This is a genomic window from Massilia solisilvae (assembly GCF_024753215.1).
Taxonomy (GTDB): Bacteria; Pseudomonadota; Gammaproteobacteria; order Burkholderiales; family Burkholderiaceae_D; genus Telluria; species Telluria solisilvae.
This window is the reverse complement of record NZ_JANUGV010000001.1, coordinates 1,694,140-1,718,218: the sequence shown is the minus strand read 5'-3', so window position 1 is coordinate 1,718,218 and position 24,079 is coordinate 1,694,140. Positions and strand designations below refer to the sequence as shown.

The following is a 24,079-nucleotide window of genomic DNA, read 5'->3' as shown; positions in this document are numbered from 1 at the left end:
CCCTCAGCGCCGCGCCGCGAGCAGCTCCGCGTACAAGGCGGCGAGCCGTGCCGCCGCCGCATCCCAGCTGAAGACACGCACGCCGGCCCGTACCGCCTCCGGCGCCAAGGGCTCGTGCAGCAGCGCCGAGACCGCGATCGCCAGGGCCTCGGCACCCTCGCCGCTTGTCTTGCGCACGCCTGCCGTCTCCGACCAGTGTCCCGGCGAGCCTGCCGTCACGACGGGCGTCCCGGCCGCCAGCGCTTCCAGCGCCGCCATCGGAAGTCCCGCGCCATGTGGCGGCAGCACCAGCGCCGACGCGGCGGCGTAAGCGCTGGCCAGCAGCGGCGAGTCGTGCGCCACGGCGTCGATGCACGTCACGGTGCGCACGGCGCGCAGCGCCTGCAGGTAGAGCGCGTCGCGCCCGTGCGCCTCGCCGATCACCACCAGGGGCACGGCCAGCCTGGCCAGTGCGCGCGCCACCTCGAGCTGGCCATGCCACGGCGAGACCTGGCCGACCATGAGCGCGAACTGGCCGGCGATGCGCAGGCGCTCGCGAAATAGCGCACCACCTGCCACGAAGAAGCGCTGAGCGACGCCGTTCGGAACCACCGACACGCGCTGCGCGTCGATCAGGAATGCCCGGCAGATGGATGTGCGCTCGGCTTCACCCTGGGCCACCACGTGCGTGGCGCAGCGCAGCGCGCGCCGGATCTGGGCGTAGCCGGTATCGAAGTCCCATGACGTGCGGTTGCCCAGCACACGGTCCGCCACCCGCGCCCGGGTGCCATTTGCGCTGGTCCACGCGGGTGACACGCGGGGTGTGAGCACGACCGGCATGCTTGCCGCGGCCTGCTCGACCAGCGCTGCGTTGCCGCGCGCCGCGCCAAACACATGCAGCAGCTCGAACCCGCCGCGCGGCATGCCGCCTGCCACCAGCACCGCCTCAACCTGCCGGCGCGCGAGCGCCTCCAGCGTCTCGCGCACCTGCGTGCGCAGGCCGTCAGGACGCTGGAACAGCACGGGATCGGGCAGCAGCGCAACGCGCATGGCTCGCCTAGGTCCGTGCGGTGGCGGGCGCGTGCGCGGGCGCCGGCGTTGTTGAGGCCAGCGCGCGCCGCTGCGCGAACCACTGCTCCAGCATCATCAGCATCCACACCATGCGCCCGTGACGCGGCGGATCTTGCGCCAGCCGTTGGGACAACAATTGGTCGATGAAGCAGGCGCGCACGATATGGCGCTCGCGCAGAGCCGACAGGCTGTCGAACGCGATCGCTCTCAGACGCGGGTCCGACAGCAGCCACTGCCCGACCGGCGGCGCCAGCCCGTAACCGCGCACGTGCAGGCTGCGGCGTGGCAGCGTAGCCTGCAGCGCCTGGCAGAACAGGCCATGCGCCGATGCGCCAGTCTCCTTCGCGGCCGGGTCCAGCCGCGCCGCGAACGCGACCAGGGCGTCGTTCAGGTACGGGAACTGCACCGCCACGCCGGCCATATCGCAGGCGCGCGATACCGACGGCAGTCCGCGCTCGCCCAACCGGTACTGCAGGTCGAGCGCGATCATCCGGTTCAGCGGGTGGCGCCCCTGCGCCAGCCACCAGCTTTGTTCCACCGTCGCCGCTGGCGCGGTCGGGTCGACCAGCTCCAGGAAGCCGGGCTCGAACACTTCCCCCGGGCCGTAGCCGTGCAACAGGTTGGCACGCTGCAGGCGCGCCGGCAGCGGCATCATCGACTGGCGAATATGTTCGCGCGCCATGGCCAGCGGGCCGCGCCGCACGCGCCGCGCCAGGCGGAACAGCAGCGGCTCGATCAGCAGCTGGCGCAGCCCGGACGGCAGGCGCTCGTATCGCGCCAGCCGCAACTGGCGCGCATAGTAGGCGCGGCGCCCGAACAGTTCCGCGGCGCCCTGCCCGGTCAGCAGGCGCTGGGTTCCGCTCTCGCGCGCCAGCAGTGCGCAGTAGAAGGCAGCCAGCGCCGCGGGGTCGCCGCACGGCAGGTCGAACGCCGCCCCAAGCTGGGCGATCGCGTCGGCCACCTCGCTGGTGCCGATCACGCGTTCGTGGTGGTCGAACCCCAGCGCCCGCGCCGCCTGGCGCGCATGCTCGAATGCGGCGCGCCCGGCCGGACCGATGCCCACCGCGAAGGTCGGCACACGCTGGCCGCTGGCATTGGCCAGCAGCGCGCCCAGCGCCGTGCTGGCCGGGCCGCCGCCCAGCATCACGCCGGTGCGCTGCTGTCCCACGCAGCACTCGACGGCGCCGCGTATCGTGTCCAGCAGCTCGCTGGCCAGCACCGGCGAGTTGGTGGCCGGCTGGCGCTCGTGAAAGCGCAGCCGCCAGTAGCGCGTGCGCTCGAGGCGGCCGGCGCGCAGGTGCACGTACTCGCCCGGCGCCAGCCGCCGCTGGCCCTTGTAGATCGAGCCCGGCACTGCATGAAAATACAGGTAGTTGTACAGCGCCTGCGGGTCGACCTCGCGGCCGGCGCCGGGATGCAGCACCATCGCGTCCGTCGAGCTGGCGAACACCAGCGTGTGCCCGACCAGCTGGTAGTACAGCGGGCGCGAGGCCGCGCGGTCCACCGCCAGCAGCGCTTCGCCGCGCCGTTCGTCGATCAGCGCGAACGCAAACTGGCCGGACAGCGCCGCGCACGCCTTCACGCCGTGCGCGCGCCACAGGCGGGCCAGCGCGTCCACCCGTTCGCCCCAGTGCGCGATCAGCAGGCCGTCCTCGTGGTACAGGCTGGCGCAATCCAGGCCGCCGGCCAGCGCCACCGCGCCCATGCCGTGGGCCGCCGTGCGCAGCGGCGCCTGGTCGAACCGACACAGCGGCGCCGCCATCTGCGCGATCGGCAGCGCCGCCGGCTCGCGCGAGAACCAGCCGCACAGGCCGCTCATGGCGCCACCTCGGCAAACAGCGGCGCCAGCGCGGCCGCCACGCTGGCCCGGTCGATCCGTCCGCCGGCGTCGCGCGGCAGCGGCGAGCGCCGCAGGTCCAGCATCGCCGGCAGCATGTGCCCGGGGAGCCGCGCGCGGCAGGCCTCGAACAGGTGGCGCGAGTCGATCGCCAGCCCGGTGCTCGCACGCGCCATCACCGCGATCACCTGGCCGCGCGCGGGGTGCGCAATGCCGACCGCCGCCGCTTCCTCCACGAGTCCGGTTGCGTACAGCGCTTCCTCCACCTGCGCCGCGCGCACGCGGCGCCCGCCGGTGCGAATGATCTCTTCGCCGGCGCGCGCCAGGTACAGGTAGCCATGCGCATCGGCGCTCACCGTTTCGCCGGTCCACAAGGCCGTCTCGCGTACGCTCGCACCAGGACGCGCCGGCAGTGTGCGGAAGCAGTCGCGCGTGCGCGCGCTGTCGTTCCAGTAGCCGCGCGCCACCAGCGGGCCGCGCTGCACCAGCTCGCCCGGCTCGCCGGCCGCGCAAGGACTGCCGTCCGCCCGCAGCACCAGCACGCCGGCCTGCGGCAGCGGGCGGCCGATCGAATCGCCGTGGCGCTCGAACTCTTCCTGCGCCAGGCAGGTGGCGCGGAATGCCTCCGGCTGGCCATGCAGCAGCACGATGCGCGCGCGCGGCAGTTTGCGGCGCAGCGCGGCCACGCTCGCCGCAGGCAGCGAGCCGCCGGCATTGACCGCCACGCGTAGCGAACCGCCGCCAGCCGGCCATGCCAGTTCGGCCAGCTCGGTCCACAGCGGCGGCAACGCAGCCAGGGCCGTCACGCTTTCGTCCTCGACCGCGCGCACCACGTCGCGCGCCAGCATCGGATTGAGCAGCACCGCGCTGGCGCCGGCCGCGAAGGCGGTGGTCAGCTGGTGCAGCCCGGCGTCCACACTCAGCGGCAGCGCGGCCAACAGGCGGTCGTCCGCGCCAATGCGCAGCGCGCGCTGCAGCGTGCGCGCCGCCGCCACCACGTTGCGATGCGTGAGGATGATGGCCGATGGCCTTGCCCCGTGCTGCAGGTACAACAGCGCCGCCATGTCGTCGTCCACCCCGCCCGGTGCAGCGCGGCCGGAGCCGGCACGCAGCAGCTCGTCCCAGTGCACGACTTCGATCCCGGGCGGCACCGGCCCGGGCGCGCCGCAAACCACTGCCGCCGCCAGATCGGGGCAGCGCGCCAGCTCGGAACCCAGCGTGGCCAGCCGCTCGCTGGTCGTCACCAGCACCCGCGCGCCACAATCGCGCAGCAGCGCCGCCGCCTGCGGCGCGGCCAGCGCCGGATCGGGCACGACGAACGCGCCGCCCGCGGCACTGGCGCCAAACAGGGCGACCACCGCCTCCTCGCGCTTGGGCAGCCACAGCGCCACCCGGTCATGGGCGCGCACGCCGAGCGCGCGCAGGCCACCGCCCGCCGCTTCGACCATCATCGCCAGCGCGCCGTAGCCGATGCGCGCGCCGGCATAGCGCAGCGCCGGCGCATTCGCGTCGCGGCTGGCGGCTTCGTAGATCAGTTCCTGGACGAGCAGGGCCATCGTCCCTCCCAAGATGCTGCAAGTAAAGATTCATCATTCGCAAAAAGCGCGAACGGCTCATTGCGTCTTCTCAAGAATGGCGCGGGGAGCACGCTTGCGGCCCATCAAGACCCGGGCTCATCGGGGGTGTCTAATTAACATGAAAGCACGAGCGTTAAGATGACCAACCGGCTCCGACAACCAGTGCACTTCCCTCGCCCCGCGCCGCGCGCCGGGGCCCGCGGCGGCCCGCCCGAGCCCGTGCAGGAGACACTTGCACCATGAATGCCCCGCTGCTGTCCACGCCGCGCGTGGAGCCCTTCTTCTTCGATGCCGAGCCTGGCACGCGGTTCAGCGTGTACCATGCGCCCAATCCGCGCGTGGAGCCGCGCGGGGCGATCTTGCACGTGCATGCGTTTGCAGAAGAAATGAACAAATCGCGCCGCATGGCCGCGCTGCAGTCGCGGGCGTTCGCCGCCATGGGCTACGCCGTGCTGCAGTTTGACCTGTTTGGCTGCGGCGACAGCTGCGGCGACTTCCATTCCGGCCGCTGGGAGCTGTGGAAGACCGACCTGGCCATTGCCGCCGGCTGGCTGCTCGACCGCACCGGCGGCGGGCCGCTGCACCTGTGGGGCGTGCGCCTCGGCGGCTTGCTGGCGCTCGACTGCGCGGCCCGGCTGCGCCCGGCCGGCATCATCCTGTGGCAGCCGTTCACCAACGGGCGCACCTGCATCAACCAGTTCCTGCGCCTGCGCCTGGCCGCACAGCTGCAGGGCAAGGCGCCCGGCACCGCGCGCAGCACCGCCGCCCTGCGCGCCCAGCTCGCCGTGCACGGTCACATCGAGGTGGGCGGCTACGAGGTGGCAATTCCGCTGGTCAAGGCCATCGACAGCTGCGACGCCGCCAATCTGCGCCTGCCGCCCTGCACCGTCCACTGGTTCGCCAATCCCGAGCCGGCGCCCGCCCGGGTCGAAGCCAACGTGGCCCGCCTGGCCGCGCGCTGGGCACGCGACGGCGTGCGGGTCCAGTTCCATCCCGTGGCCGGCCCCCACGCCTGGAATGACGATGTGATCGAATGTCCCGCCTTGCTGGACGCCACCAGCGAGGTGTTCGGGAGCCTGCCATGAAAATCGACCAGCGCGCGCTGCGTTTCAACTGCAACGGCAGCAGCCTGATCGGGGTGGTCGATGTGCCCGAGCGGCCGCTGCTGCGCGGCGTGCTCATGTTGGCGGACAGCGAGCAATACCGTATCGGCAGTCACCGCCAGTTCACGCTGCTGTCGCGCGTGCTGGCCCAGCGCGGCCTGCCGATGATGCGCTTCGACCGCCGCGGCATGGGCGACAGCGAGGGCGCGCCGCGCGCGTTCGACGCAATCGAAGACGATATCCGGGCAGCCATGAAAGAATTTTCCGCCCAGGTGCCCGAAATGAAAGAAACTGTCATCCTCGGCCTGGGCGACGCCGCACTTGCCGCGGCCCTGTACGCGCCGCTGGACGAGCGGGTGTGCGCCCTGGTGCTGCTCAACCCGTTGCCGGGCCGCCCCGTCGATCCGGCCGAGCCGCTGCGCCACCACTATCTGGCGCGCCTGGGCGAGGTGGCGTTCTGGAAGAAAGTGGCGCGCGGCGAACTTGGGCTGGCCGAACGCGCCGGCACCCTGCGCGAGCAGTGGCGCCAGATGGGCGGCGGTTCGCACCGCACGGCGCTGCCGCGTCGCATCGCCGACAGCCTGCACGGCTTTCCGGGCCGCCTGCTGCTGGTGCTGGGCGGCGAAGACCTGGCAGCCCGCCACTTTGCGCGCGTGCTCGCCCGGCACCATGCGCGTTTTCGCTGCGTCGAGGTGGCACAGGCCGACCACGCCTTCACCAGCAGCGCCTGGCGCGACGAGGTGGCCGAAGCCAGCGCCAACTGGATCATGTCCTGGTAGCGCGTTCACCCGCGTATCCCGTGGTAATGCATCAGGTCGTACACGGTCGGGCGTGACACCCCCATCAGCTCTGCGGCGCGCGCGATGTTGCCGTCCGCCCGTGCCAGCGCGCACACCATTGCCTGGTACTCGGCCGCAGCGCGCGCCCGGCGCAGATTGACGTCCGGTCCGGGCTGCCCGGGCAGCGGCAAGCCGAGGTCGCTGGCGCCGATCAACGGTCCGTCCGCCATGATCACGGCCCGCTTGATGCAGTTTTCCAGCTCGCGCACATTGCCCGGCCAACGATAAGCCTCGATCGCCGCCACCGCCTCGTCGGTGAACCGCATCGGCACGCGTCCGGTACGCGCGCTCCACAGGTTGCGAAAGTGGTGCGCCAGCAGCGCGCAGTCGCCGACGCGCTCGCGCAGGGCCGGAATCGCCAGCACGATCTCCGATAGCCGGTAGTACAGGTCCTCGCGAAATGCCCCGCGCGCCACCAGCGCCTTCAGGTCCTGGTGCGTGGCGCACACGATGCGCACGTCCACCGCGATCTCGGCGCGCCCGCCCACCCGTTCGATCACGCGCTCCTGCACGAAGCGCAGCAGCTTGGCCTGCAGCGCAAGCGCCATGTCGCCCACCTCGTCCAGGAAAAAGGTACCGCCGCTGGCCATCTCGATCTTGCCCAGGGTCTGCTGGCCCGCGCCGGTGAAGGCGCCCTTTTCATGCCCGAACAGCTCGCTCTCGAGCAGGTCACCGGGAATCGCGGCACAGTTAATGGCCACGAAGCGCGCGTCAGCCCGCCCGCTCATGCGGTGCAGCGCGCGCGCCACCAGCTCCTTACCGCTGCCCGATTCGCCCAGCAGCATGACGGTGGCGGCGGTCGGCGCCACGCGCTCCACGTCGCGGCACAGCTTGAGCATGGCCGCGTCGCGCGATACGATGCCCGCCAGCGGCGAATCCGGCGCCAGCTGCTGCGTGCGGCGGTGCTCCTGCTGCAATGCGTACAGCACGGCGGCACGCTCGACCACCAGCGACAGCAACGCCAGGTCGCACGGCTTGTGGTGCACGTCGTAGGCGCCGCTGCCGATCGCTTCCAGCGCACTGGCATGATCCCTGCCCGGGGCCAGCACCACCACCTTGGTGTCCGGCGCCTCGGACAGAATCTGGCGCAGCGCGGCCAGGCCCTCGACCGTAACCTCCGGCTCGGGCGGCAGGCACAGGTCGAGCAGCACCGCGGGCGGCTCGTGCCGGCGCACCTGCGCCAGCGCGGTCTCGCGCGAGTCGGCCACCACCACCTCGAGGTGCTCGAAGTGCAGCCGCAACGCGCGTCGCAGCTCCGCATCGCCCTCCACCACCAGCAGTTTCCGCTTTGCCATCCCTGCCTCCTCCCGCTGCCGGCCGGGGCGGTGCCCGCAGCCTGCAGGGGGATGATGGCGCAACTCCTTGACCGCAATATTGACTGTTAGCAACTTTTCCTGCCGATGGTGACTGGGCGAGCGTGCGCCAAATCGTCTATAGTGATGCTTCTGTCCAAAACTGCGTACTAACATGAAATTCGACGTCGCCATCGTCGGCAGCGGCCTGGCCGGCCTGTCGGTGGCTCTGCACCTGGCCGAGACGCGCAAGGTCGCGGTCATCTCCAAAAAAGCGCTGCTTGACGGCGCCAGCAACTGGGCGCAAGGCGGCATCGCCGCGGTGCTCGATTCCGGCGACAGCCACGACCAGCATATCGCCGACACGCTGGTGGCCGGCGCCGGCTTGTGCGACGAGGCGGCCACCCGCTACATCGTCGAGCACGGCCGCGCCGCGATCGAATGGCTGATCGCGCAAGGCGTGCCCTTCACCCGTGACGAGACCGCCGAGCTGGGCTTCCACCTGACCCGCGAGGGCGGCCACAGCCAGCGACGCATCATCCACGCTGCCGACGCCACCGGCCACGCGGTGCAGGTGACGCTCGAGCAGAAGGTGCGCGCGCACCCGAACATCTCGCTGTTCGAGCACCACTGCGCGATCGACGTGATCACCTCCGACAAGCTGACCGGCAAGGGCGTCCAAGGCGGCGCGCCACACCTGGTGGGCCAGCCGCGCTGCCACGGCCTGTACGTACAGGACGAAAAAAGCGGCAAGGTGATGACCTTCGAGGCCGAGCACACCGTGCTGGCCACCGGCGGCGCCGGCAAGGTGTACCTGTACACCACCAACCCCGACACCGCCACCGGCGACGGCATCGCGATGGCCTGGCGCGCCGGCTGCCGCGTGGCCAACATGGAATTCATCCAGTTCCACCCGACCTGCCTGTACCACCCCTACGCCAAGTCGTTCCTGATCAGCGAGGCGGTGCGTGGCGAAGGCGGCCTGCTCAAGTTGCCGCCCGAAGCCGGCGCCGCCGCTGGCACCCGCTTCATGCCCGCGCACGACGAGCGTGGCGAGCTGGCCCCGCGCGACGTGGTGGCGCGCGCGATCGACTTCGAAATGAAAAAGCGCGGCCTGGACTACGTCCACCTGGACATCAGCCACCAGAGCGCCGATTTCATCCAGGAGCACTTCCCGACCATCTACGCGCGCTGCCTCGAGCTGGGCATCGACATCACCAGGCAGCCGATTCCGGTGGTGCCGGCGGTGCACTTCACCTGCGGCGGCGTGGTCACGGACCTGGCCGGGCGCACCGACATCCCGGGCCTGTACGCGGTGGGCGAGACCGCCTGCACCGGCCTGCACGGCGCCAACCGCCTGGCCAGCAATTCGCTGCTCGAATGCCTGGTGGTCGGCCGTGCCTGCGCCCAGCAGATCGCTGCCATGCCGTCCAGGGAAGCACCGGCCCTGCCGGCATGGGACGAGAGCCGCGTCACCAACGCCGATGAGGAAGTGGTCATCGCCCACAACTGGGACGAGCTGCGCCGCTTCATGTGGAACTATGTGGGGATCGTGCGCACCACCAAGCGCCTGGAGCGCGCACAGCACCGCATCTCGCTGCTGCGCGGCGAGATCGACGAGTACTACCGCAACTTCCGCATCACGCCCGACCTGCTCGAGCTGCGCAACCTGGTTGCCGTGGCCGAGCTGATCGTCAATTCGGCGCTGTCGCGCAAGGAGAGCCGCGGCCTGCACTACTCGCGCGACTATCCGGACACCCTGCCCAAGGCGCTGCCCTCGGTGCTCACGCCACCGCGACGCTAACGCACATTGTTCCCGGCGCTGCCGGGATCGGACTCCCGGCCAGAGCCGGGAGATGCCGAGGATGATCGCCTGCGGCGCGGAGGACGGGCCCACGCCAACCTGAACCAGATCATGGACGGCGCGCCCGCCCATCGCTCACAATGCCGGGTTGCCCACAAGGCGTTCCTTGTTCGTCTCATTTCACAAGAATGAACCGTAACCTGTCCCTGTCGACCATCGCGCTGCTCACCGTGTCGCCGATCCTCTGGGCCGGCAACGCCGTGGTCGGCCGCCTGGTGCGCGACGCGGTGCCGCCGATGACGCTGAACCTGCTGCGCTGGGCCATCGCGATGGTGGTGCTGCTGCCGCTGGGCCGCGCGGCGTTCGCGCAAGGCAGCGGGGTGCTGGCCAACTGGCGCCGCTACAGCTTGCTCGGCCTGCTGGGCGTTGGCACCTACAACTCGCTGCTGTACCTGGCCCTGCACACCTCCACGCCGATCAACGTGACCCTGGTCGCATCCGGCATGCCCGTGTGGATGATGCTGGTGGGCCGCTACTTCTTCAAGGTACCGGTGCGCCCGCGCCAGGTGGCCGGCGCGATCCTGTCGATCGCCGGCGTGCTGGTGGTGCTCTCGCGCGGCGACTGGCAGCAGCTGGCGGCGCTGCGGCTGGTAGTGGGTGACCTGTACACCATCCTCGCGACCATCGCCTGGTCGTTCTACAGCTGGATGCTGCTGCAAAAAGCCGACGCACCGGCGCTGCGCGCGGACTGGGCCGCGTTCCTGCTGGTGCAGGTCGGCTATGGCGTGCTGTGGTCGGCCGCGGCCACCGGCGCCGAATGGGCGCTTTCCGGCATTCACATCGCGTGGAGCTGGCCGGTCATCGCGGCGCTGGCCTACGTCGCCATCGGGCCGGCCATCGTGGCCATGCGCTGCTGGGGCGCGGGCGTGATGCGCGCCGGCCCCAACATCGGCGCCTTCTTCATCAACCTCACGCCGCTGTTCACCGCGCTCTTCAGCTCGGCCCTGCTGGGCGAGCCGCCGCATCTTTACCACGCGCTCGCGTTCCTGCTGATCGTCGGCGGCATCGCCTGGTCCTCGCGCCAGCGCTGAGCGCTGTTTCATATCGACAGGAAAGGTGTTCTGGTCGCTCGGGCAACGATGTTACGATCCCATCAGATGAGAGGAGTAACACGATGGCCGAAGGTTTCACCGTTCACGACCACGCGGGCGCGCTGGCGGATTTCCTCGCAAGGCATGCCAACGCGCTGGTGCTGACCGGGGCCGGGCTATCGACCGCGTCCGGCATTCCCGATTACCGCGACCGCGACGGCAACCGCCGCGGCAGGCAGCCGATCCAGGGACCGGAATTTCGGCGCTCGCCCGCGGTGCAGCGCCGCTACTGGGCGCGCAGCATGGTCGGCTGGCCCACGCTGGCCAGGGCGCAGCCCAATACCGGCCACCGCGCGCTTGCCATGCTCGAGGCAAACGGGCGCATTGGCGCGCTGTTGACGCAAAACGTGGACGGCCTGCACCAGCAGGCCGGCAGCCACGCCGTGCTTGAACTGCACGGCAACATCCACCACGTGCTCTGCCTGTCCTGCCAGGCCCGCTTCCCGCGCGCCTTCGTCCAGGCCCAGCTGCTGGAAGCTAATCCCGAAGTGGCCGCCGCGCTGGCTACGCCGCTGCCCGATGGCGACGCCGACCTTGAACCCGAGGCGCTAGAGCACTTCCGCCTGCCCGCCTGCGTGCACTGCGGCGGCACGCTGCAGCCTGACGTGGTGTTCTTCGGCGATGGCATCCCGACCGCGCGCACCGCCTGTGCCCTCGCGCAGATGGAGGCGGCCGACGCGCTGCTGGTGGTCGGCTCGTCGTTGATGGTGTATTCCGGCTACCGCTTCTGCCGCCTGGCCGCCGAGCAAGGCAAGCCGATTGCCGCCCTCAACCTCGGCCGCACGCGCGCCGACCACCTGATCGGCCTCAAGATCGAGGAATCGGCCGAGCGCATCCTGCCGCTCGTACCCCAGCTGTTACAACTCAGGAAACCTGCAGGCGTCACCACACCCGACCACACACCAGGAGGAGTACTGTGAGCGAATCCATGAGCAGCATGTTGCCGCGCGCCGCCCGCGCAAACGGCTGGCGCAACGCCGCCCTGCTGGCCGGCGTGGGCCTGGCGGCCTCGTTCCTGTATGTGCGCGCCAAGACCCGCCAGGTCGAGCGCGAGCACCCACCACAGGGCAAGTTCATCGAGGTCGATGGCGTGCGCCTGCACTACACCGAACGCGGCCAGGGGCCGGTGCTGGTTCTCCTGCACGGCAACATGGTGAGCTCGGACGATTACGACCACAGCGGCCTCGTGGGCCGCGCGGCCGAACGCTACCGGGTCATTGCGTTCGACCGGCCCGGCTACGGCTACAGCGAGCGGCCACGCTCGACGGTCTGGACCCCGCAGGCGCAAGCGCGCCTGATCCACCACGCGCTGCAGGAAATGGGCGTGGACTCGGCGCTGGTCGTCGGCCACTCCTGGGGCACGCTGGTGGCGCTGTCGATGGCGCTGGACGTGCCCGATTTCGTGCGTGGGCTGGTCCTGCTGTCGGGCTACTACTATCCGAGCCTGCGGCTGGACGTGCCGATGTTGTCCACGCCCGCGATCCCGATCCTGGGCGACCTGCTGCGCTACACGGTGTCGCCCTTGCTCTGGCGCCTGCGCTGGCCGCTGATGGCCAAGTTCATGTTCTCGCCGCAGCCGGTGCCGCAGCGCTTTTGGGACATGCCCGCGTGGATGATGGTGCGTCCAAAGCAGTTGCGCGCGGTTGCCGCCGACAGCGCGCTCATGGTGCCGGCCGCCATGGCGCTGGCCAGGCGGTATCCGGAGCTGAAAGTGCCGGTCGCGCTCATCGCCGGCACGCGCGACAAGATGGCCGATTTCAGCCACAACTCCGAGCGTCTGAGCGAACGGGTGCCGGAAGGCGAACTGACGCTGGAGCCGGGCGTGGGCCACATGACGCACTACGCCCATCCGGAAAAGGTGCTGGAGGCAATCGACGCCATGGCCGCCAAGGTGGGAGAACCGGTCCAGATCCGCAACCCGCGCGCTGAAGCGCTGGCGCGTGCCAGCGAGAGCGGGGTCTGAGCCACCGCCGCCGGTCGTCGTCCCGGCGAACGCCGGGACCCATGCTGACTATCCGAAGCAGCTAACGATGCATGCATCCCGGCGCCGCCGGGATGACGTGCTACAGTGGATCGTAACGACTCAGCCAATCACGCGCAACGAGTAATCCGTCGCGCGCACATCCTTGGTCAGGCTGCCGATCGAAATGCGGTCCACGCCCGTCTCGGCAATCGCCCGCACCGTGTCCATGTTGATGCCGCCGGATGCTTCCAGCAGCGCCCTGCCGGCGTTGACTGCAACCGCCTCGCGCATCATCGCCAGGTCGAAGTTATCCAGCAAAACCGAGCTTGCGCCCGCCGCCAGCGCCTCGCGCAGCTCATCCAGGCTCTCGACCTCGATCTGCACCGGCACGCCCGCGTTGAGTGCGGCCGCCGCCAGCAGCGCATTCGTGATGCCGCCCGCCGCGGCGATGTGGTTTTCCTTGATCAGGATGCCGTCGTACAGCGCCATGCGCTGGTTCTCGCCGCCGCCCACGCGCACCGCATACTTCTGCGCCTGGCGCAGTCCCGGCAGCGTCTTGCGCGTGTCGAGGATCTTTGCCTTGGTGCCGGCGATCGCATCGACGTACCGGCGCGTGGCGCTGGCCACGCCCGACAGCAACTGCATGAAATTAAGCGCGCCACGCTCCGCAGTCAGCAGCGAACGCGGCGAACCCTCGATCGTGCACACCACGCTGTCGGCCGCCATCAGGTCGCCCTCGGCATACTTCCAGTCGATCTCGATGTCCTGGTCGACCGCGAGCATCAGCCCTTCGAACCACGGGGCGCCGCAAAGCACGGCCTGCTCGCGCACGATCACGCGCGCCTGCACGCGCGTGTCGCCCGGCACCAGCCGGCCGGTGACATCGCCCGTGCCCACGTCTTCCAGCAGCGCGGCCAGGATGTTCTGCTCGAACGCCGACTGCAGCTTGTCGCTGAACTGGTCATGCGGATTCTTCAGGTTGCTCATGCCGGACCGATCCCCGAAAAAAGTTTGCATTCCTGTTCCAGCGCGCCGGTCGGCAGCGCCTTGGCTTTCTTGGCCGCCGCGAAATCGAGCATGCGGTCGATCGCGCGCTTGGCCTGGCGGCCGATTTCAGGATCGACGTGGATTTCGTTCTTGCCGCTTTCGAGCACCTCGACCAGGTTCTGCAGGCCGTTCATGGCCATCCACGGGCAGTGCGCGCAGCTCTTGCAAGTGGCGCTGTTGCCCGCGGTCGGCGCTTCGATGAAGTGCTTGCCCGGCGCGGCCATGCGCATCTTGTGCAGGATGCCGTTGTCGGTGGCCACGATGAACGTGGTCGCATCCATGGTTTGCGCGGCGTTGATCAGCTGGGTGGTCGAGCCCACCACGTCCGCCTGCGCCACGACAGAAGCCGGCGACTCGGGGTGCACCAGCACCTTCGCGTCCGGGTGCTCGGCACGCAGCAGGTCGAGCTCGATGCCCTTGAATTCGTCGTGCACCAGGCATGAGCCCTGCCACAGCAGCATGTCGGCGCCGGTCTGCTTCTGGATGTAAGCACCCAGGTGGCGGTCAGGCGCCCACAGGATCTTCTTGCCCTGCTCGTGCAGGTACTTGACGATGTCCAGGCCGATCGACGAGGTCACCATCCAGTCCGCGCGCGCCTTGACGGCAGCGCTGGTGTTGGCGTACACGACCACGGTGCGATCCGGGTGCTGGTCGCAGAACGCCGCGAACTCGTCGGCCGGGCAGCCCAGGTCGAGCGAACAGGTCGCGTCCAGGTCGGGCATGAGGATGGTTTTCTCGGGGCTGAGGATCTTCGCGGTCTCGCCCATGAAGCGTACGCCGGCCACCACCAGGGTTTTGGCCGGGTGGTCGCGGCCAAAGCGCGCCATTTCGAGCGAGTCGGAGACGCAGCCGCCGGTTTCCTCGGCCAGGTCCTGCAGGTCGGCGTCCACGTAATAGTGCGCGACCAGCACCGCCTCGCGCTCCTTGAGCAGGCGGCGGATGCGGTCTTTCAGCGCGGCGCGTTCCTCGGCGGTGGCTGCCGCGGGCACGCGCGCCCAAGCCTCGGCGGTGCAGGCGGCACCGGCGGCGGGACGGTCGTATTCGAAGGTTTTGATGGGTTGGGTGTTCATGGCAATATGATCTCACATTGCGACAGTTGACAATGCCAGCTCAATCAACCCGTCGTTCCCGCGAAGGCGGGAACCCATGCTGAGCCTGAAGGCACGCGGCCTATGGGTCCCCCCTTCGCGGGACGACGTGCGAAAGCGGCGATTGGTTTAGTCGATGCCCTGGCTCGCCAGGTAGTCTTCGTAATTGCCGCGGAAGTCGATCACCTGCCCGTCCTTCACCTCCAGGATGCGGGTAGCCAGCGACGACACGAACTCGCGGTCGTGCGACACGAAGATGAGGGTGCCGGCGTACTTATCAAGCGCGATGTTGAGCGACTCGATCGACTCCATGTCCATGTGGTTGGTCGGCTCGTCGAGCAGCAGCACGTTGTGCCGGCCCAGCATCAGCTTACCATACATCATGCGGCCCTTTTCGCCACCGGACAGCACGCGCACCGACTTCTTCACCTCGTCGCCGCCAAACAGCAGGCGCCCCAGGATCGAGCGCACCGCCTGGTCATCGTCGCCTTCCTGCGTCCACTGGCCCATCCAGTCGGTCAGGTTCACGTCCTGCGCGAATTCCTCGGTCGGGTCCTGCGGCATGTAGCCCACGTTGGCGTTCTCGGCCCACTTCACGGTGCCGCTGTCTGCCGACAGGCCGGTGATGTCGCCGCTGCCGATGCAGCGCAGCAGCGTCGTCTTGCCGGCGCCGTTGGCACCAATGATCGCGATGCGCTCGCCCGCCTCGACCATGATCGAGAAGTTCTTGAAAATCTGGTGGTCGTAGGCTTTGGACAGGCCCTCGGTCTCCACCGCCAGGCGGTGCAGCTTCTTCTCGCCCTCGAAACGCACGAACGGATAGGCGCGCGAGGACGGCTTGAATTCCTCGATCTTGATCTTGTCGATCTGCTTCAGGCGCGACGTGGCCTGGCGCGCCTTGGACTTGTTGGCCGAGAAGCGGCGCACGAAGTCCTGCAGCTCGGCCACCTTCTCCTTGGCCTTGGCGTTGTTCGCCAGCTGCTGGTTGCGCGCCTGCGTCGACGCCTCCATGTAGTCGTCGTAGTTGCCCGGATAGACCTTCAGCGTGCCGTAGTCCATGTCCGCGACGTGGGTGCACACCTGGTTCAGGAAGTGGCGGTCGTGCGAGATGATGATCATGGTCGAGTTGCGCTCGTTGAGCACGTTCTCGAGCCAGCGGATCGTGTCGATGTCCAGGTTGTTGGTCGGTTCGTCCAGCAGCAGGATGTCCGGATCGGAGAACAGCGCCTGTGCCAGAAGCACGCGCAGCTTCCAGCCCGGCGCCACCGCGCTCATCGGGCCCTGGTGCAGGTCCGAGGCGATGCCCACGCCCAGCAGCAGCTCGCCCGCGCGCGCCTCGGCCGAGTAGCCGTCGTACTCGGCGACCTTGCCTTCCAGCTCGGCCGCGCGCATGTAGTCGTCGTCGGTCGCGTCAGGGTTGGCATAGATCGCGTCGCGTTCGCTGATCGCGTTCCACAGCTCGGTGTGGCCCATCATGACCACGTCCAGCACGCGCGTCTCTTCGTACGCGAACTGGTCCTGGCGCAGCTTGCCCAGGCGCTCGTTCGGGTCGAGCATGACGGTGCCGGCCGACGGTTCGAGGTCGCCGCCGAGGATCTTCATGAAGGTCGATTTGCCGCAGCCGTTCGCGCCGATCAGGCCGTAACGGTTGCCTTCGCCAAATTTGACGGAAATGTTCTCGAACAGCGGCTTGGCGCCGAACTGCATCGTGATGTTCGCTGTACTGAGCACGGTAAAACCCTTGAAAGCGGAAGTATTCGGATAACCGGCTATTCTACCATTGCTGGCGCAGGCCGACGCGCGGCCAATGCCGCCAGCGCCGCCACCGCGAACGCCGCGCCGGCGTAGAACGTGAAGGCCGGCCCCAGTCGCGTCCACAGCAGGCCCGCCACGACGCTGGCCGCGAGCACGGCGATGCCGCTCACCAGGTTGAAGATGCCGAACGCGGTGCCGCGCAGGTCAGCCGGCGCTGCGCCCGCCACCATCGCGGCGAACAGCCCCTGGGTCATGCCCATGTGGACGCCCCACAGCACCACGCCCGCCAGCACCGAGCCCCATCCGGCAGCATGTGCCAGCACCAGGTCGGAGGCAACCAGCACCACCAGTCCGCCCTTGAGCAGCTTGGCGTGGTGCACCCGGTCGGCCAGCCAGCCGAATGGATAGGCGCTGCCGGCGTACACCACGTTCATCGCCACCATCACCAGCGGCACCAGCGCAACCGCGATGCCGACCTGCTGTGCGCGCAGCACCAGGAACGCCTGCGAAAAGCGTGCGAGCGTGAAGACCGCCGCGATCGCCACCACCGACCAGTACGCGCGCGGCATGCGCGCCAGGTTGGCGCGTGCGATCGGGTTGGAGCGCGGCCCCTCGACCGCGCCGTCCGGCTCGCGCACGCCGAACGCCAGCAACGCCACCGACAGCAATCCGGGCACGATCGCGAGCCAGAACACGGCGCGGTAATCGTTGGCCCACACCAGCATGAGCCCGGCGCCCAGCAGCGGGCCGGCAAAGGCGCCGACCGTATCGAGCGCCTGGCGCAGCCCGAACGCGGAGCCGCGCAGGTCCGCCGGCGTCACGTCCGCAATCAGCGCATCGCGCGGCGCGCCGCGGATGCCCTTGCCGACACGGTCCACCAGGCGCGCCGCGAGCACCACGCCGGCCGTGGGCGCAATCGCGAACACCGGCTTGGTGAACGCGCCCAGCGCATAGCCGATCACCGCCAGCCGCTTGCGCTTGCCAAGGTAGTCGCTCAGCACACCGGAGAACACCTTGACGATCAGGGCAGTCGCCTCGGCCATCCCTTCGATCACGCCCACGGTGAGGACGCTGGCGCCGAGCGCGCCAACCATGAACAGTGGGAGCAGGCTCTGGATCATCTCGGACGACACGTCCATCAGCATGCTCACGCAGCCGAGTATCCAGATCGCGCGCGGCATGCGCGAGGCTGCCAGTTCACTGCGGGTGTTAAGTTCCATGTACTGCCTGCGTCCTTATCAAGCGCCCCTGTTCACAGGAGCGTAAACTGTTCGTAGTCCCCTCAAACGAAAGGAGCTCAACGTGGATTCGTTCGAACGCGAGCAGTTCTTCAATCTGAGCAGCCAGATCGCGGACCTGGCCAAAAGGGCTGACCTGACCAATCAGCGCTTGGCCGTGATCGAGTCAAACTACGCAACCCGGGCGGACGTGCTGGAATCGCGGAACAGCCTGGTCATGTGGATCATCGGCCTTGGGCTGTTCACCCAGCTCGCCCCGTACGCGCTCAAGCACTTGTTCGGCTAGGAGCGCATCAGGTCGCGCAGCGAATGGTACCAATACACGAGCTGCGCCGCCAGTTTTCCGGCGGGTCCGCCGGCGAACGGCAAGCCCCATTGTTCAAAGCGCGCCATCCCCTCCAGGTCGCCCAAGAGCGCGCTGGCCAGCAGCTCGCCCGCCAGCGTGGTCGGGCCGACACCGTGACCGCCAAAGCCCATCGCGTACCACATCCCGTCCGGCAGGCGCCCGACCTGCGGCATCTTGTGTCTTGCGTAGCTCATCAAGCCGCTCCATGCGTGCTCGACGCGCACGCCGGCCAGCTGCGGATACACCTTCAGCATGTCGCCGTACAGCAGCCGCGCGACGGATGCGGCGTCGCGGTCGCGCACCGCGATGCGCCCGCCCCACAACAGCCGGGTGTCCGGCAGCGCGCGGTAATAGTCGAACGCAAAGCGCGTGTCGTACACGGCGGCCTGCGTGCGGATCGCCTCTGCGAGCCGGGCACCCAGGGGTTCGGTGGTCATCACGTAGGTCGCGATCGGCAGCGCAGCAGACGACAGCTTGCGATGCAGGCGCCCCAGGTAGCCGCCGCAGCACATCACCACTTCGCGCGCCCTCACCTGCCCGCGCGTGGTCGTGATGCGCCAACGGGCGCCGTCGCGCTCGATGCGCGCCACGCGGCTGTGCTCATGGATAGCGATCCCATGGCCGGACAGCACCCGGGCCAGTCCTTGCGCGTATTTGAGCGGGTGAAAGTGGAATGCGGCCGGCTCGAACAGGCCGCCGTGATAACGCGTGGTCTGCAACAGCTCGCCCAGGTCTGCGCGCGAGATGCGCTGCCATTGCACGCCCATGTGCTCGGCCATGAAGCGCTGGCGCGCGTCCAGCAGCCGGTCGTCGTCGAACCAGTTCGCCAGGATCGCGCCGGCCTCGCGCGCGTCGCAGGCAATGCCGTGGCGGCGGATGCGGCCACGGATCGTCTCGACCGCCGCCACGCTCATGCCGTACAGCGCCTGCGCTTCGGCAGCCCCGGCCTGGGACTGCAGCGCGCGCTCGTCCAGCGAAAAGCCGCCGAACACAAACCCGCCGTTGCGGCCGGATGCGCCAAAGCCGACGTGCTGCGCCTCCAGCACGACGAGGTCGGCCATGCCGCGCTCATGCAGCGAGCATGCCGTCCCCAGGCCCGCAAAACCGGCGCCGATAATGCAAACGGCGCACTCGCGTGCGCCGTCCAGCATGGGGTAAGAGTCGGGCGAACAGGTCGCCCTGTAGTAGTCGAGCGGGGCCAGCCCGCTAGGCATGGCGCACCGTCGGATAATCCGACAGCGTCAGGGTAAAACCATCGGGGTCGGACACCAGCTGCGCCATTGCGCCAAACGGGATCGTGGCGCGGCGCGGGATGTGCCCGAACGGCAGGCCGGTCAGCACCGGCACCGGCAGCGTCTGGCGCATATAGGCCAGCATTGCGTCGAAGTCGTAGCCGTTGTCGGCGGGGCCCAGGCGGTAGGCGGAAAAGTCGCCCAGCACCACGGCCTGCTGGCGCGCGATCACGCCGGCCTGGTCCAGCTGCAGCAGCATGCGCTCGACCCGGTACGGGTGTTCGGCGATGTCCTCGAAAAACAGGATGCCGCCGTCGATGCGCGGGAAGTATTCGGTGCCCAGCAAGGACACGAACATGGCCAGGTTGCCGCCCCAGATCCGGCCCTCGACCGCCACCTGCGGGTTGCCGCCAGCCCCGCCGCGAACGCTGTGCGTTGGCCCGGCCAGGCACTGCCAGAACTGCTCCTGCGTGTACGGTTCCCACGCGTCGACCTCAAAGTCACCGCAGAACATCGGCCCCGCATAGCTTTGCGCGCCGGTCTTCGCCATCAGCGCCATATGCAGCGCCGTCACGTCGGAGTAGCCGACGATGATCTTGCCGCTGGCGGCAATCGCCTTGTAATCGATATGCGGCAGCAGCCGCGTCATGCCGTATTGCCCGCGCAGCGCCATGACGACCTGCACGTCGGGGTCGGCCACCGCGCCGTGCAGCTGGGCCAGGCGCTCGCCATCGGTGCCGGCGAAGCGCTGGTGCACCTGCTCCTGCGAGGCGTAGTTGTGAACGAGGATGCCCTGCGCGCGCAGGCGCTCCACGCCACGCTCGACCGCGGCGTAGTCGGGCGCAGCCCCGCCGGTGCCGGCAATGGCGATGCCGATTTGTTTGGTGATCACTGTTTGACGAATAGCCGCGGTGTTGAGTCCGGTGCCATCTTACCGTGGGCATGTTCGTCAATCAAGGCAAGGATGCGCTCGGCCAGCTGCGCCGGCAGGTCGTGACCCATGCCCTCGATGATCTCCAGGCGCGCGCCGGGAATCAGCTGCGCGGTGTCGATGCCGTGCGCCAGTGCCAGCAGGGGGTCGGCCGCGCCATGGATCACCAGCGTGGGCGACTTCACCTGCGCCAGCAGGTCGCGGCGCTCGCCAGCCGCGGTCACGGCCAGCCACTGGCGCGCGGCGCCGCCTGGGCAGCAGTTGCGACGCAGCTGGCGCGCCACGCGCCGGCGCAGCTGCTTTTCGGTGGTCGGGTAAGCCGGGCTGCCGATCTTGCGCAGCACTGCGATCGACTGTTCGACCGCGGTGTCGAAATCCGGCGGCTTGGCCAGCGCCTGCTGCACCACCTTGCGCACCTCGCGCGACGGTTCCGGCAAACCGCGCCGGCCGCTGCTGGACATGATGGAGGTGAGCGACAGTACCCGCCCGGGGTGGCGCGCAGCCAGCAGCTGGCCGATCACGCCGCCCATCGACACCCCGACCACGTGCGCGCGCGCCACGCCCAGCGCGGACAGCACGCCGACCGCATCCTCGGCCATGTCGTCGATGGTGTACGCCAGCGAGATCGGCCAACCGATTTTGGTCTTGAGCCAGGACAGCATGAGGTTGGGCGTACCGGCCTGCTCGAACTTGGTGGACAGGCCGCAGTCGCGGTTGTCGAAACGGATCACGTAGAAGCCCAGCTCGGCCAGGCCGTCGACGTATTCTTCAGGCCACGCGGTGAGCTGCATGCCGATGCCGTGGATGAGCAGCAGCGGCACGGCCTTGGGGTCGCCGGTGGTGTCGAATGCGAGGCGGATGCCGTTGGCGGTCAGGGTAGGCATGGCAGCTGGAACGGCGCCCCGCCAGCCCGCCAGGGCCGCGCACGCCGAACGTGTGAACGCGAATGCAAAACGTGGTCTCCTTCGCCCGAAGGCGATGTGAAACCAGCATAGCATTTTCGACAAATCGGCGGCGCTCGCGCCGCGTGCGGCGCGCTACTCGGCGACGGGACGGCGGGCGTTGGCGCGGCGCTCCGCGAAGAAGCCCTTGAGCATGGCGCTGGCCTCGTCGGCCAGCACGCCGCCAACCACCTCGGTATGGTGGTTGAGCTGCTCTTGCTTGAACAGGTCCACGACCGAGCCGCATGCGCCGGTCTTGGGGTCGACCGCGGCATACACCACACGCGCCAGGCGCGCGTGCATCATCGCACCGGAGCACATCACGCACGGCTCCAGCGTCACGTACAGCTCGCAACCGGGCAGCCGGTAATTGCCGAGCTTCTCGGCAGCCGCGCGCAGCGCGACGATCTCGGCATGCGCGGTCGGGTCGTGCCGGCCGATCGGCTGGTTGTAGCCGGTCGCGATCACCTCGCCGTCGCGCACGACGACCGCGCCCACCGGCACCTCGCCCACGGCCCACGCCAGGCGCGCCTGGTCCAGCGCCAGCTGCATGAAGCGCGAATCAGGCATCGCCGATCTCGGCCCAGCAGTTGGGGGTTTCGTGCAGCACCAGCTTCTTCAGGCGCAGGCCGGTGCCGTAGCGGTCGGTGTAGGCGCCCTTGAGAATATTGAAGGCGACCTGCGCCAGGTTCTCGACGGTCGGGATGCGGTCGATCACAACCGTCTTGTGGTCCGGCAGGCTGGCGAGGAACTCGCGCACCTTGTCGTCCTTTTCGTACACGAGGAAGGCATGGTCCCACACGTCCACCAGGTGCTGCTTGGCCAGCGCCTTGATGTCGGAAAAGTCCATGATCATGCCGTTGTCGGAATTTCCTTCGGCATTGATGACCGCGCCGGTGAGCGTAATCTCCAGCGTGTAGCGGTGGCCATGCAGGTTGCGGCACTGGCTCTTGTGGTCGGGGATGCGGTGCCCGGCATCGAACTCGAGCTTGCGGGTAATCGTCAGCATGGCTTAGGGAATCTGTAGCAGTTTGTGGGTCTGGAGGCTGAGCTTCCATTTCGGGTTGCGGCGGCAGGTCTCGATCGCCAGGCGCGTGTTGAACTCGGCCAGCGGCCCGTCCATCGGCTGGACGTAGAAGTTGTCGAATTCGAGCCTTTCGTAGGCGGCCAGGTCCTGTCCGGCCTGCGGGATCACGACCTTGATTTCGTTGCCCTTCTCCACCACCAGCTTCGAGCCCATCTTCGGGCTCACGCACACCCAATCGACGCCCGCCGGCACCGGCAAGGTGCCGTTGGTCTCGATCGCGACCGTGAAGCCTTGCGCGTGCATGGCTTCGAGCAGGGCCGTGTCCAGCTGCAGCAGCGGCTCGCCGCCGGTGAACACGACGTACTTGCTGGCCGGGTAGCTGGACGGCCACAGGCTGTCGATTTCCGCCGCCAGCGCTGGCGCGTCGCGAAACTTGCCGCCGCGCTCGCCGTCGGTGCCGACGAAGTCGGTGTCGCAAAACGTGCAAATGGCGCTGGCACGGTCGCTTTCGCGCCCGCTCCACAAGTTGCAGCCGGAGAAGCGGCAGAACACGGCCGACCGGCCGGCATGCGCCCCTTCGCCCTGCAAGGTGTAGAAGATTTCTTTGATGCTGTAAGTCACGCTGAGCCTTTCGAGAACCCTCCATTATAGCGCGGGAACGTCCTGCGCATCGAGCTCCCGCCGGCACATCCGCCGACAGTGACTAGGAATAATACTCGGCAACCGATTGATTACGAACAATATTCGCCCGGCGCCGGCACGCTATGTTGGTCAACAGAAAGTTCTGATCAACGTCGGAAGGTATGCCATGGCCAACCTGTCCCATCGAACTGTCTGTCTCCCCGCCCTGCTCTGCCTGGCGTGGAGTGATGCCCAGGCCAGCACCTGGGAGGTCCCGAGCGCGGCTGGCGCCTGCCTGCTGTGGGTGGTGGCGTTGGCGAGCGCGTGCTGCCTGCTGCTGCGCCGCAGCTTCCGGATCGAAGAAGAGGTCGAACGCCTGCGCTCGAAGCTGTATGCCGAGCAGCAGCAACGCGCCGACACCGAAGCGGCGCTGTCGGAAACGCACGCCGTGCTGGCGCGGCTGGTCCAGCAACAGGGCCGCGAGCGCGACACCGAACGCGGCCGCATCGCGCGCGACATCCACGACGACCTCGGCCAGACGCTGCTCGCGCTGCGCATCGACGTGTCGCTGCTGCAGGTTTCCACCAAGGGCCTGCACCCGGCCATCCACGACAAGCTCGGCACATTAGCCGGGACGCTCGACCACGCGCTGCGCTCGCTGCGCGCGGTGCTCAACGACCTGCGGCCGCTCGCGCTCGGCGAAGGCTTGTGCGGCGCCATGCAGCGCCAGGTGCGCGAGTTCAGCCGCCTGTCCGGCATCACCCACGAGTTCATCGCCGACGAGCATGCGCTCGAGCTGGCCCAGCGCGAGCCGGCGCTGGACGTGGTGCTGTACCGCGTGTTGCAGGAGTCGTTGACCAACGTGGCGCGCCACTCGCATGCGTCCAAGGTCTGGGTGCGCGTGGCCTGCGAGGAAGGCTGCGTGTGCCTGCGCATCCAGGACAACGGCGTGGGCATGCCGACCGACCCGGTGCATTACGGCTGCGGCCTGGCCGGCATGCGCGAGCGCATCAGCGCGGTCGGCGGCGACCTGCTGGTCGAGAGCGCGCCCGACGCCGGCACCCTGCTGGCGCTGTCGCTACCCCTCGCGCATGAAACCGTGGTGCGCTGAACGCGACCGGTTCCTTCCTTGCTCGGGATCAAGAATCTCAACACTTCCGGGTAGCAAAATCCGACTTGTCAGCAGTCAATTGATTGCTCAACGGACAGACAACGAGGATGGCTCATGACCAGCACA

22 protein-coding genes are annotated in these 24,079 nt (G+C 68.8%); 8 read left to right on the top strand and 14 right to left on the bottom strand.

Features of this window, described 5'->3' with window-relative positions; translation table 11 throughout:
* Positions 1 to 3 precede the first annotated feature (3 nt).
* From NX773_RS07750 to NX773_RS07740, 3 genes are read right to left on the bottom strand one after another with little or no spacing between them, the layout of a single operon-like run.
* Positions 4 to 1,029 (bottom strand): glycosyltransferase, encoded by a 1,026-nt coding sequence (locus NX773_RS07750; protein ID WP_258855728.1) that lies wholly within the window; start codon positions 1,027 to 1,029, stop codon positions 4 to 6.
* Between the two features lie 7 nt (positions 1,030 to 1,036).
* Positions 1,037 to 2,869 carry an asparagine synthetase B family protein gene (locus NX773_RS07745; RefSeq protein ID WP_258855727.1) on the bottom strand — a complete coding sequence of 611 codons (1,833 nt, stop codon included), beginning with the start codon at positions 2,867 to 2,869 and terminating at the stop codon, positions 1,037 to 1,039.
* Positions 2,866 to 4,443 (bottom strand): class I adenylate-forming enzyme family protein, encoded by a 1,578-nt coding sequence (locus tag NX773_RS07740; RefSeq protein WP_258855726.1) that lies wholly within the window; start codon positions 4,441 to 4,443, stop codon positions 2,866 to 2,868. The genes NX773_RS07745 and NX773_RS07740 overlap by 4 nt, the downstream gene beginning before the upstream one ends.
* 260 nt (positions 4,444 to 4,703) lie before the next feature.
* Between NX773_RS07740 and NX773_RS07735 the strand changes: the two genes are divergently transcribed.
* Entirely contained in the window at positions 4,704 to 5,549 is an 846-nt protein-coding gene (locus NX773_RS07735) for a hydrolase 2, exosortase A system-associated (protein WP_258855725.1), read from the top strand.
* Positions 5,546 to 6,346, top strand: coding sequence for a hydrolase 1, exosortase A system-associated (locus NX773_RS07730; protein WP_258855724.1), 801 nt, complete (start codon positions 5,546 to 5,548; stop codon positions 6,344 to 6,346). Before NX773_RS07735 ends, NX773_RS07730 begins: the two co-directional genes overlap by 4 nt.
* 5 nt (positions 6,347 to 6,351) lie before the next feature.
* Here the strand turns inward: NX773_RS07730 and prsR are convergent, their stop codons facing one another.
* Positions 6,352 to 7,701, bottom strand: coding sequence for a PEP-CTERM-box response regulator transcription factor (prsR, locus tag NX773_RS07725; RefSeq protein ID WP_258855723.1), 1,350 nt, complete (start codon positions 7,699 to 7,701; stop codon positions 6,352 to 6,354).
* A 172-nt stretch (positions 7,702 to 7,873) separates the two neighbouring features.
* On the opposite strand from prsR, the gene nadB reads away from it, so the two are divergent.
* The 4 genes from nadB to NX773_RS07705 all read left to right on the top strand — a co-directional run bounded on the left by nadB (position 7,874) and on the right by NX773_RS07705 (position 12,616).
* Positions 7,874 to 9,502, top strand: a complete 1,629-nt coding sequence (gene nadB, locus NX773_RS07720) for an L-aspartate oxidase (RefSeq protein WP_258855722.1) — start codon at positions 7,874 to 7,876, stop codon at positions 9,500 to 9,502.
* 188 nt (positions 9,503 to 9,690) lie between these two features.
* Entirely contained in the window at positions 9,691 to 10,593 is a 903-nt protein-coding gene (locus NX773_RS07715; protein WP_258855721.1) for a DMT family transporter, read from the top strand.
* Positions 10,594 to 10,676: 83 nt separating this feature from the next.
* A complete protein-coding gene (locus NX773_RS07710) occupies positions 10,677 to 11,573 on the top strand; it encodes an NAD-dependent protein deacetylase (RefSeq protein ID WP_258855720.1) in 897 nt (298 codons plus the stop codon).
* Positions 11,574 to 11,581: 8 nt separating this feature from the next.
* A complete protein-coding gene (locus NX773_RS07705; protein ID WP_258855719.1) occupies positions 11,582 to 12,616 on the top strand; it encodes an alpha/beta fold hydrolase in 1,035 nt (344 codons plus the stop codon).
* A gap of 120 nt (positions 12,617 to 12,736) precedes the next feature.
* Here the strand turns inward: NX773_RS07705 and nadC are convergent, their stop codons facing one another.
* The 4 genes from nadC to NX773_RS07685 form a co-directional block, all read right to left on the bottom strand.
* A complete protein-coding gene (gene nadC / locus NX773_RS07700; protein ID WP_258855718.1) occupies positions 12,737 to 13,603 on the bottom strand; it encodes a carboxylating nicotinate-nucleotide diphosphorylase in 867 nt (288 codons plus the stop codon).
* A complete protein-coding gene (gene nadA, locus NX773_RS07695; protein ID WP_258855717.1) occupies positions 13,600 to 14,733 on the bottom strand; it encodes a quinolinate synthase NadA in 1,134 nt (377 codons plus the stop codon). The genes nadC and nadA overlap by 4 nt, the downstream gene beginning before the upstream one ends.
* A 147-nt stretch (positions 14,734 to 14,880) precedes the next feature.
* Positions 14,881 to 16,482, bottom strand: coding sequence for an ABC-F family ATPase (locus tag NX773_RS07690; protein ID WP_258855716.1), 1,602 nt, complete (start codon positions 16,480 to 16,482; stop codon positions 14,881 to 14,883).
* A gap of 38 nt (positions 16,483 to 16,520) precedes the next feature.
* A complete protein-coding gene (locus NX773_RS07685; protein WP_258855715.1) occupies positions 16,521 to 17,726 on the bottom strand; it encodes an MFS transporter in 1,206 nt (401 codons plus the stop codon).
* An 82-nt stretch (positions 17,727 to 17,808) separates the two neighbouring features.
* Here NX773_RS07685 and NX773_RS07680 point away from each other — a divergent pair, with 82 nt between their 5' ends.
* Positions 17,809 to 18,030: a hypothetical protein gene (locus NX773_RS07680; protein WP_258855714.1), complete on the top strand. Its 222-nt coding sequence runs from the start codon at positions 17,809 to 17,811 to the stop codon at positions 18,028 to 18,030.
* On the opposite strand, the gene NX773_RS07675 is transcribed toward NX773_RS07680, so the two are convergent.
* From NX773_RS07675 to queE, 6 genes are all read right to left on the bottom strand, one after another.
* Positions 18,027 to 19,304, bottom strand: coding sequence for an NAD(P)/FAD-dependent oxidoreductase (locus NX773_RS07675; RefSeq protein ID WP_258855713.1), 1,278 nt, complete (start codon positions 19,302 to 19,304; stop codon positions 18,027 to 18,029). The two genes, NX773_RS07680 and NX773_RS07675, sit on opposite strands and share 4 nt — an antisense overlap.
* Entirely contained in the window at positions 19,297 to 20,214 is a 918-nt protein-coding gene (gene ldcA, locus NX773_RS07670) for a muramoyltetrapeptide carboxypeptidase (RefSeq protein ID WP_258855712.1), read from the bottom strand. The genes NX773_RS07675 and ldcA overlap by 8 nt, the downstream gene beginning before the upstream one ends.
* Complete coding sequence (locus NX773_RS07665) at positions 20,211 to 21,137, bottom strand: alpha/beta fold hydrolase (protein ID WP_258855711.1); 927 nt, start codon at positions 21,135 to 21,137, stop codon at positions 20,211 to 20,213. The genes ldcA and NX773_RS07665 overlap by 4 nt, the downstream gene beginning before the upstream one ends.
* Positions 21,138 to 21,290: 153 nt before the next feature.
* Positions 21,291 to 21,764 (bottom strand): tRNA adenosine(34) deaminase TadA, encoded by a 474-nt coding sequence (gene tadA / locus NX773_RS07660; RefSeq protein ID WP_258855710.1) that lies wholly within the window; start codon positions 21,762 to 21,764, stop codon positions 21,291 to 21,293.
* Complete coding sequence (gene queD / locus NX773_RS07655; protein ID WP_258855709.1) at positions 21,757 to 22,203, bottom strand: 6-carboxytetrahydropterin synthase QueD; 447 nt, start codon at positions 22,201 to 22,203, stop codon at positions 21,757 to 21,759. The genes tadA and queD overlap by 8 nt, the downstream gene beginning before the upstream one ends.
* Positions 22,204 to 22,206: 3 nt before the next feature.
* Positions 22,207 to 22,842 (bottom strand): 7-carboxy-7-deazaguanine synthase, encoded by a 636-nt coding sequence (gene queE, locus NX773_RS07650; RefSeq protein WP_258855708.1) that lies wholly within the window; start codon positions 22,840 to 22,842, stop codon positions 22,207 to 22,209.
* Between the two features lie 187 nt (positions 22,843 to 23,029).
* Here queE and NX773_RS07645 point away from each other — a divergent pair, with 187 nt between their 5' ends.
* A complete protein-coding gene (locus tag NX773_RS07645) occupies positions 23,030 to 23,953 on the top strand; it encodes a sensor histidine kinase (protein ID WP_258855707.1) in 924 nt (307 codons plus the stop codon).
* Positions 23,954 to 24,079: the final 126 nt, after the last annotated feature.

Coding starts and splice junctions, on each gene's coding strand:
- NX773_RS07750 (WP_258855728.1), bottom strand. CDS start 1,029: ATGCGCGTTGCGCTGCTGCCCGATCCCGTGCTGTTCCAGCGTCCTGAC.
- NX773_RS07745 (WP_258855727.1), bottom strand. CDS start 2,869: ATGAGCGGCCTGTGCGGCTGGTTCTCGCGCGAGCCGGCGGCGCTGCCG.
- NX773_RS07740 (WP_258855726.1), bottom strand. CDS start 4,443: ATGGCCCTGCTCGTCCAGGAACTGATCTACGAAGCCGCCAGCCGCGAC.
- NX773_RS07735 (WP_258855725.1), top strand. CDS start 4,704: ATGAATGCCCCGCTGCTGTCCACGCCGCGCGTGGAGCCCTTCTTCTTC.
- NX773_RS07730 (WP_258855724.1), top strand. CDS start 5,546: ATGAAAATCGACCAGCGCGCGCTGCGTTTCAACTGCAACGGCAGCAGC.
- prsR (WP_258855723.1), bottom strand. CDS start 7,701: ATGGCAAAGCGGAAACTGCTGGTGGTGGAGGGCGATGCGGAGCTGCGA.
- nadB (WP_258855722.1), top strand. CDS start 7,874: ATGAAATTCGACGTCGCCATCGTCGGCAGCGGCCTGGCCGGCCTGTCG.
- NX773_RS07715 (WP_258855721.1), top strand. CDS start 9,691: ATGAACCGTAACCTGTCCCTGTCGACCATCGCGCTGCTCACCGTGTCG.
- NX773_RS07710 (WP_258855720.1), top strand. CDS start 10,677: ATGGCCGAAGGTTTCACCGTTCACGACCACGCGGGCGCGCTGGCGGAT.
- NX773_RS07705 (WP_258855719.1), top strand. CDS start 11,582: ATGAGCAGCATGTTGCCGCGCGCCGCCCGCGCAAACGGCTGGCGCAAC.
- nadC (WP_258855718.1), bottom strand. CDS start 13,603: ATGAGCAACCTGAAGAATCCGCATGACCAGTTCAGCGACAAGCTGCAG.
- nadA (WP_258855717.1), bottom strand. CDS start 14,733: ATGAACACCCAACCCATCAAAACCTTCGAATACGACCGTCCCGCCGCC.
- NX773_RS07685 (WP_258855715.1), bottom strand. CDS start 17,726: ATGGAACTTAACACCCGCAGTGAACTGGCAGCCTCGCGCATGCCGCGC.
- NX773_RS07675 (WP_258855713.1), bottom strand. CDS start 19,304: ATGCCTAGCGGGCTGGCCCCGCTCGACTACTACAGGGCGACCTGTTCG.
- NX773_RS07665 (WP_258855711.1), bottom strand. CDS start 21,137: ATGCCTACCCTGACCGCCAACGGCATCCGCCTCGCATTCGACACCACC.
- tadA (WP_258855710.1), bottom strand. CDS start 21,764: ATGCCTGATTCGCGCTTCATGCAGCTGGCGCTGGACCAGGCGCGCCTG.
- queD (WP_258855709.1), bottom strand. CDS start 22,203: ATGCTGACGATTACCCGCAAGCTCGAGTTCGATGCCGGGCACCGCATC.
- NX773_RS07645 (WP_258855707.1), top strand. CDS start 23,030: ATGGCCAACCTGTCCCATCGAACTGTCTGTCTCCCCGCCCTGCTCTGC.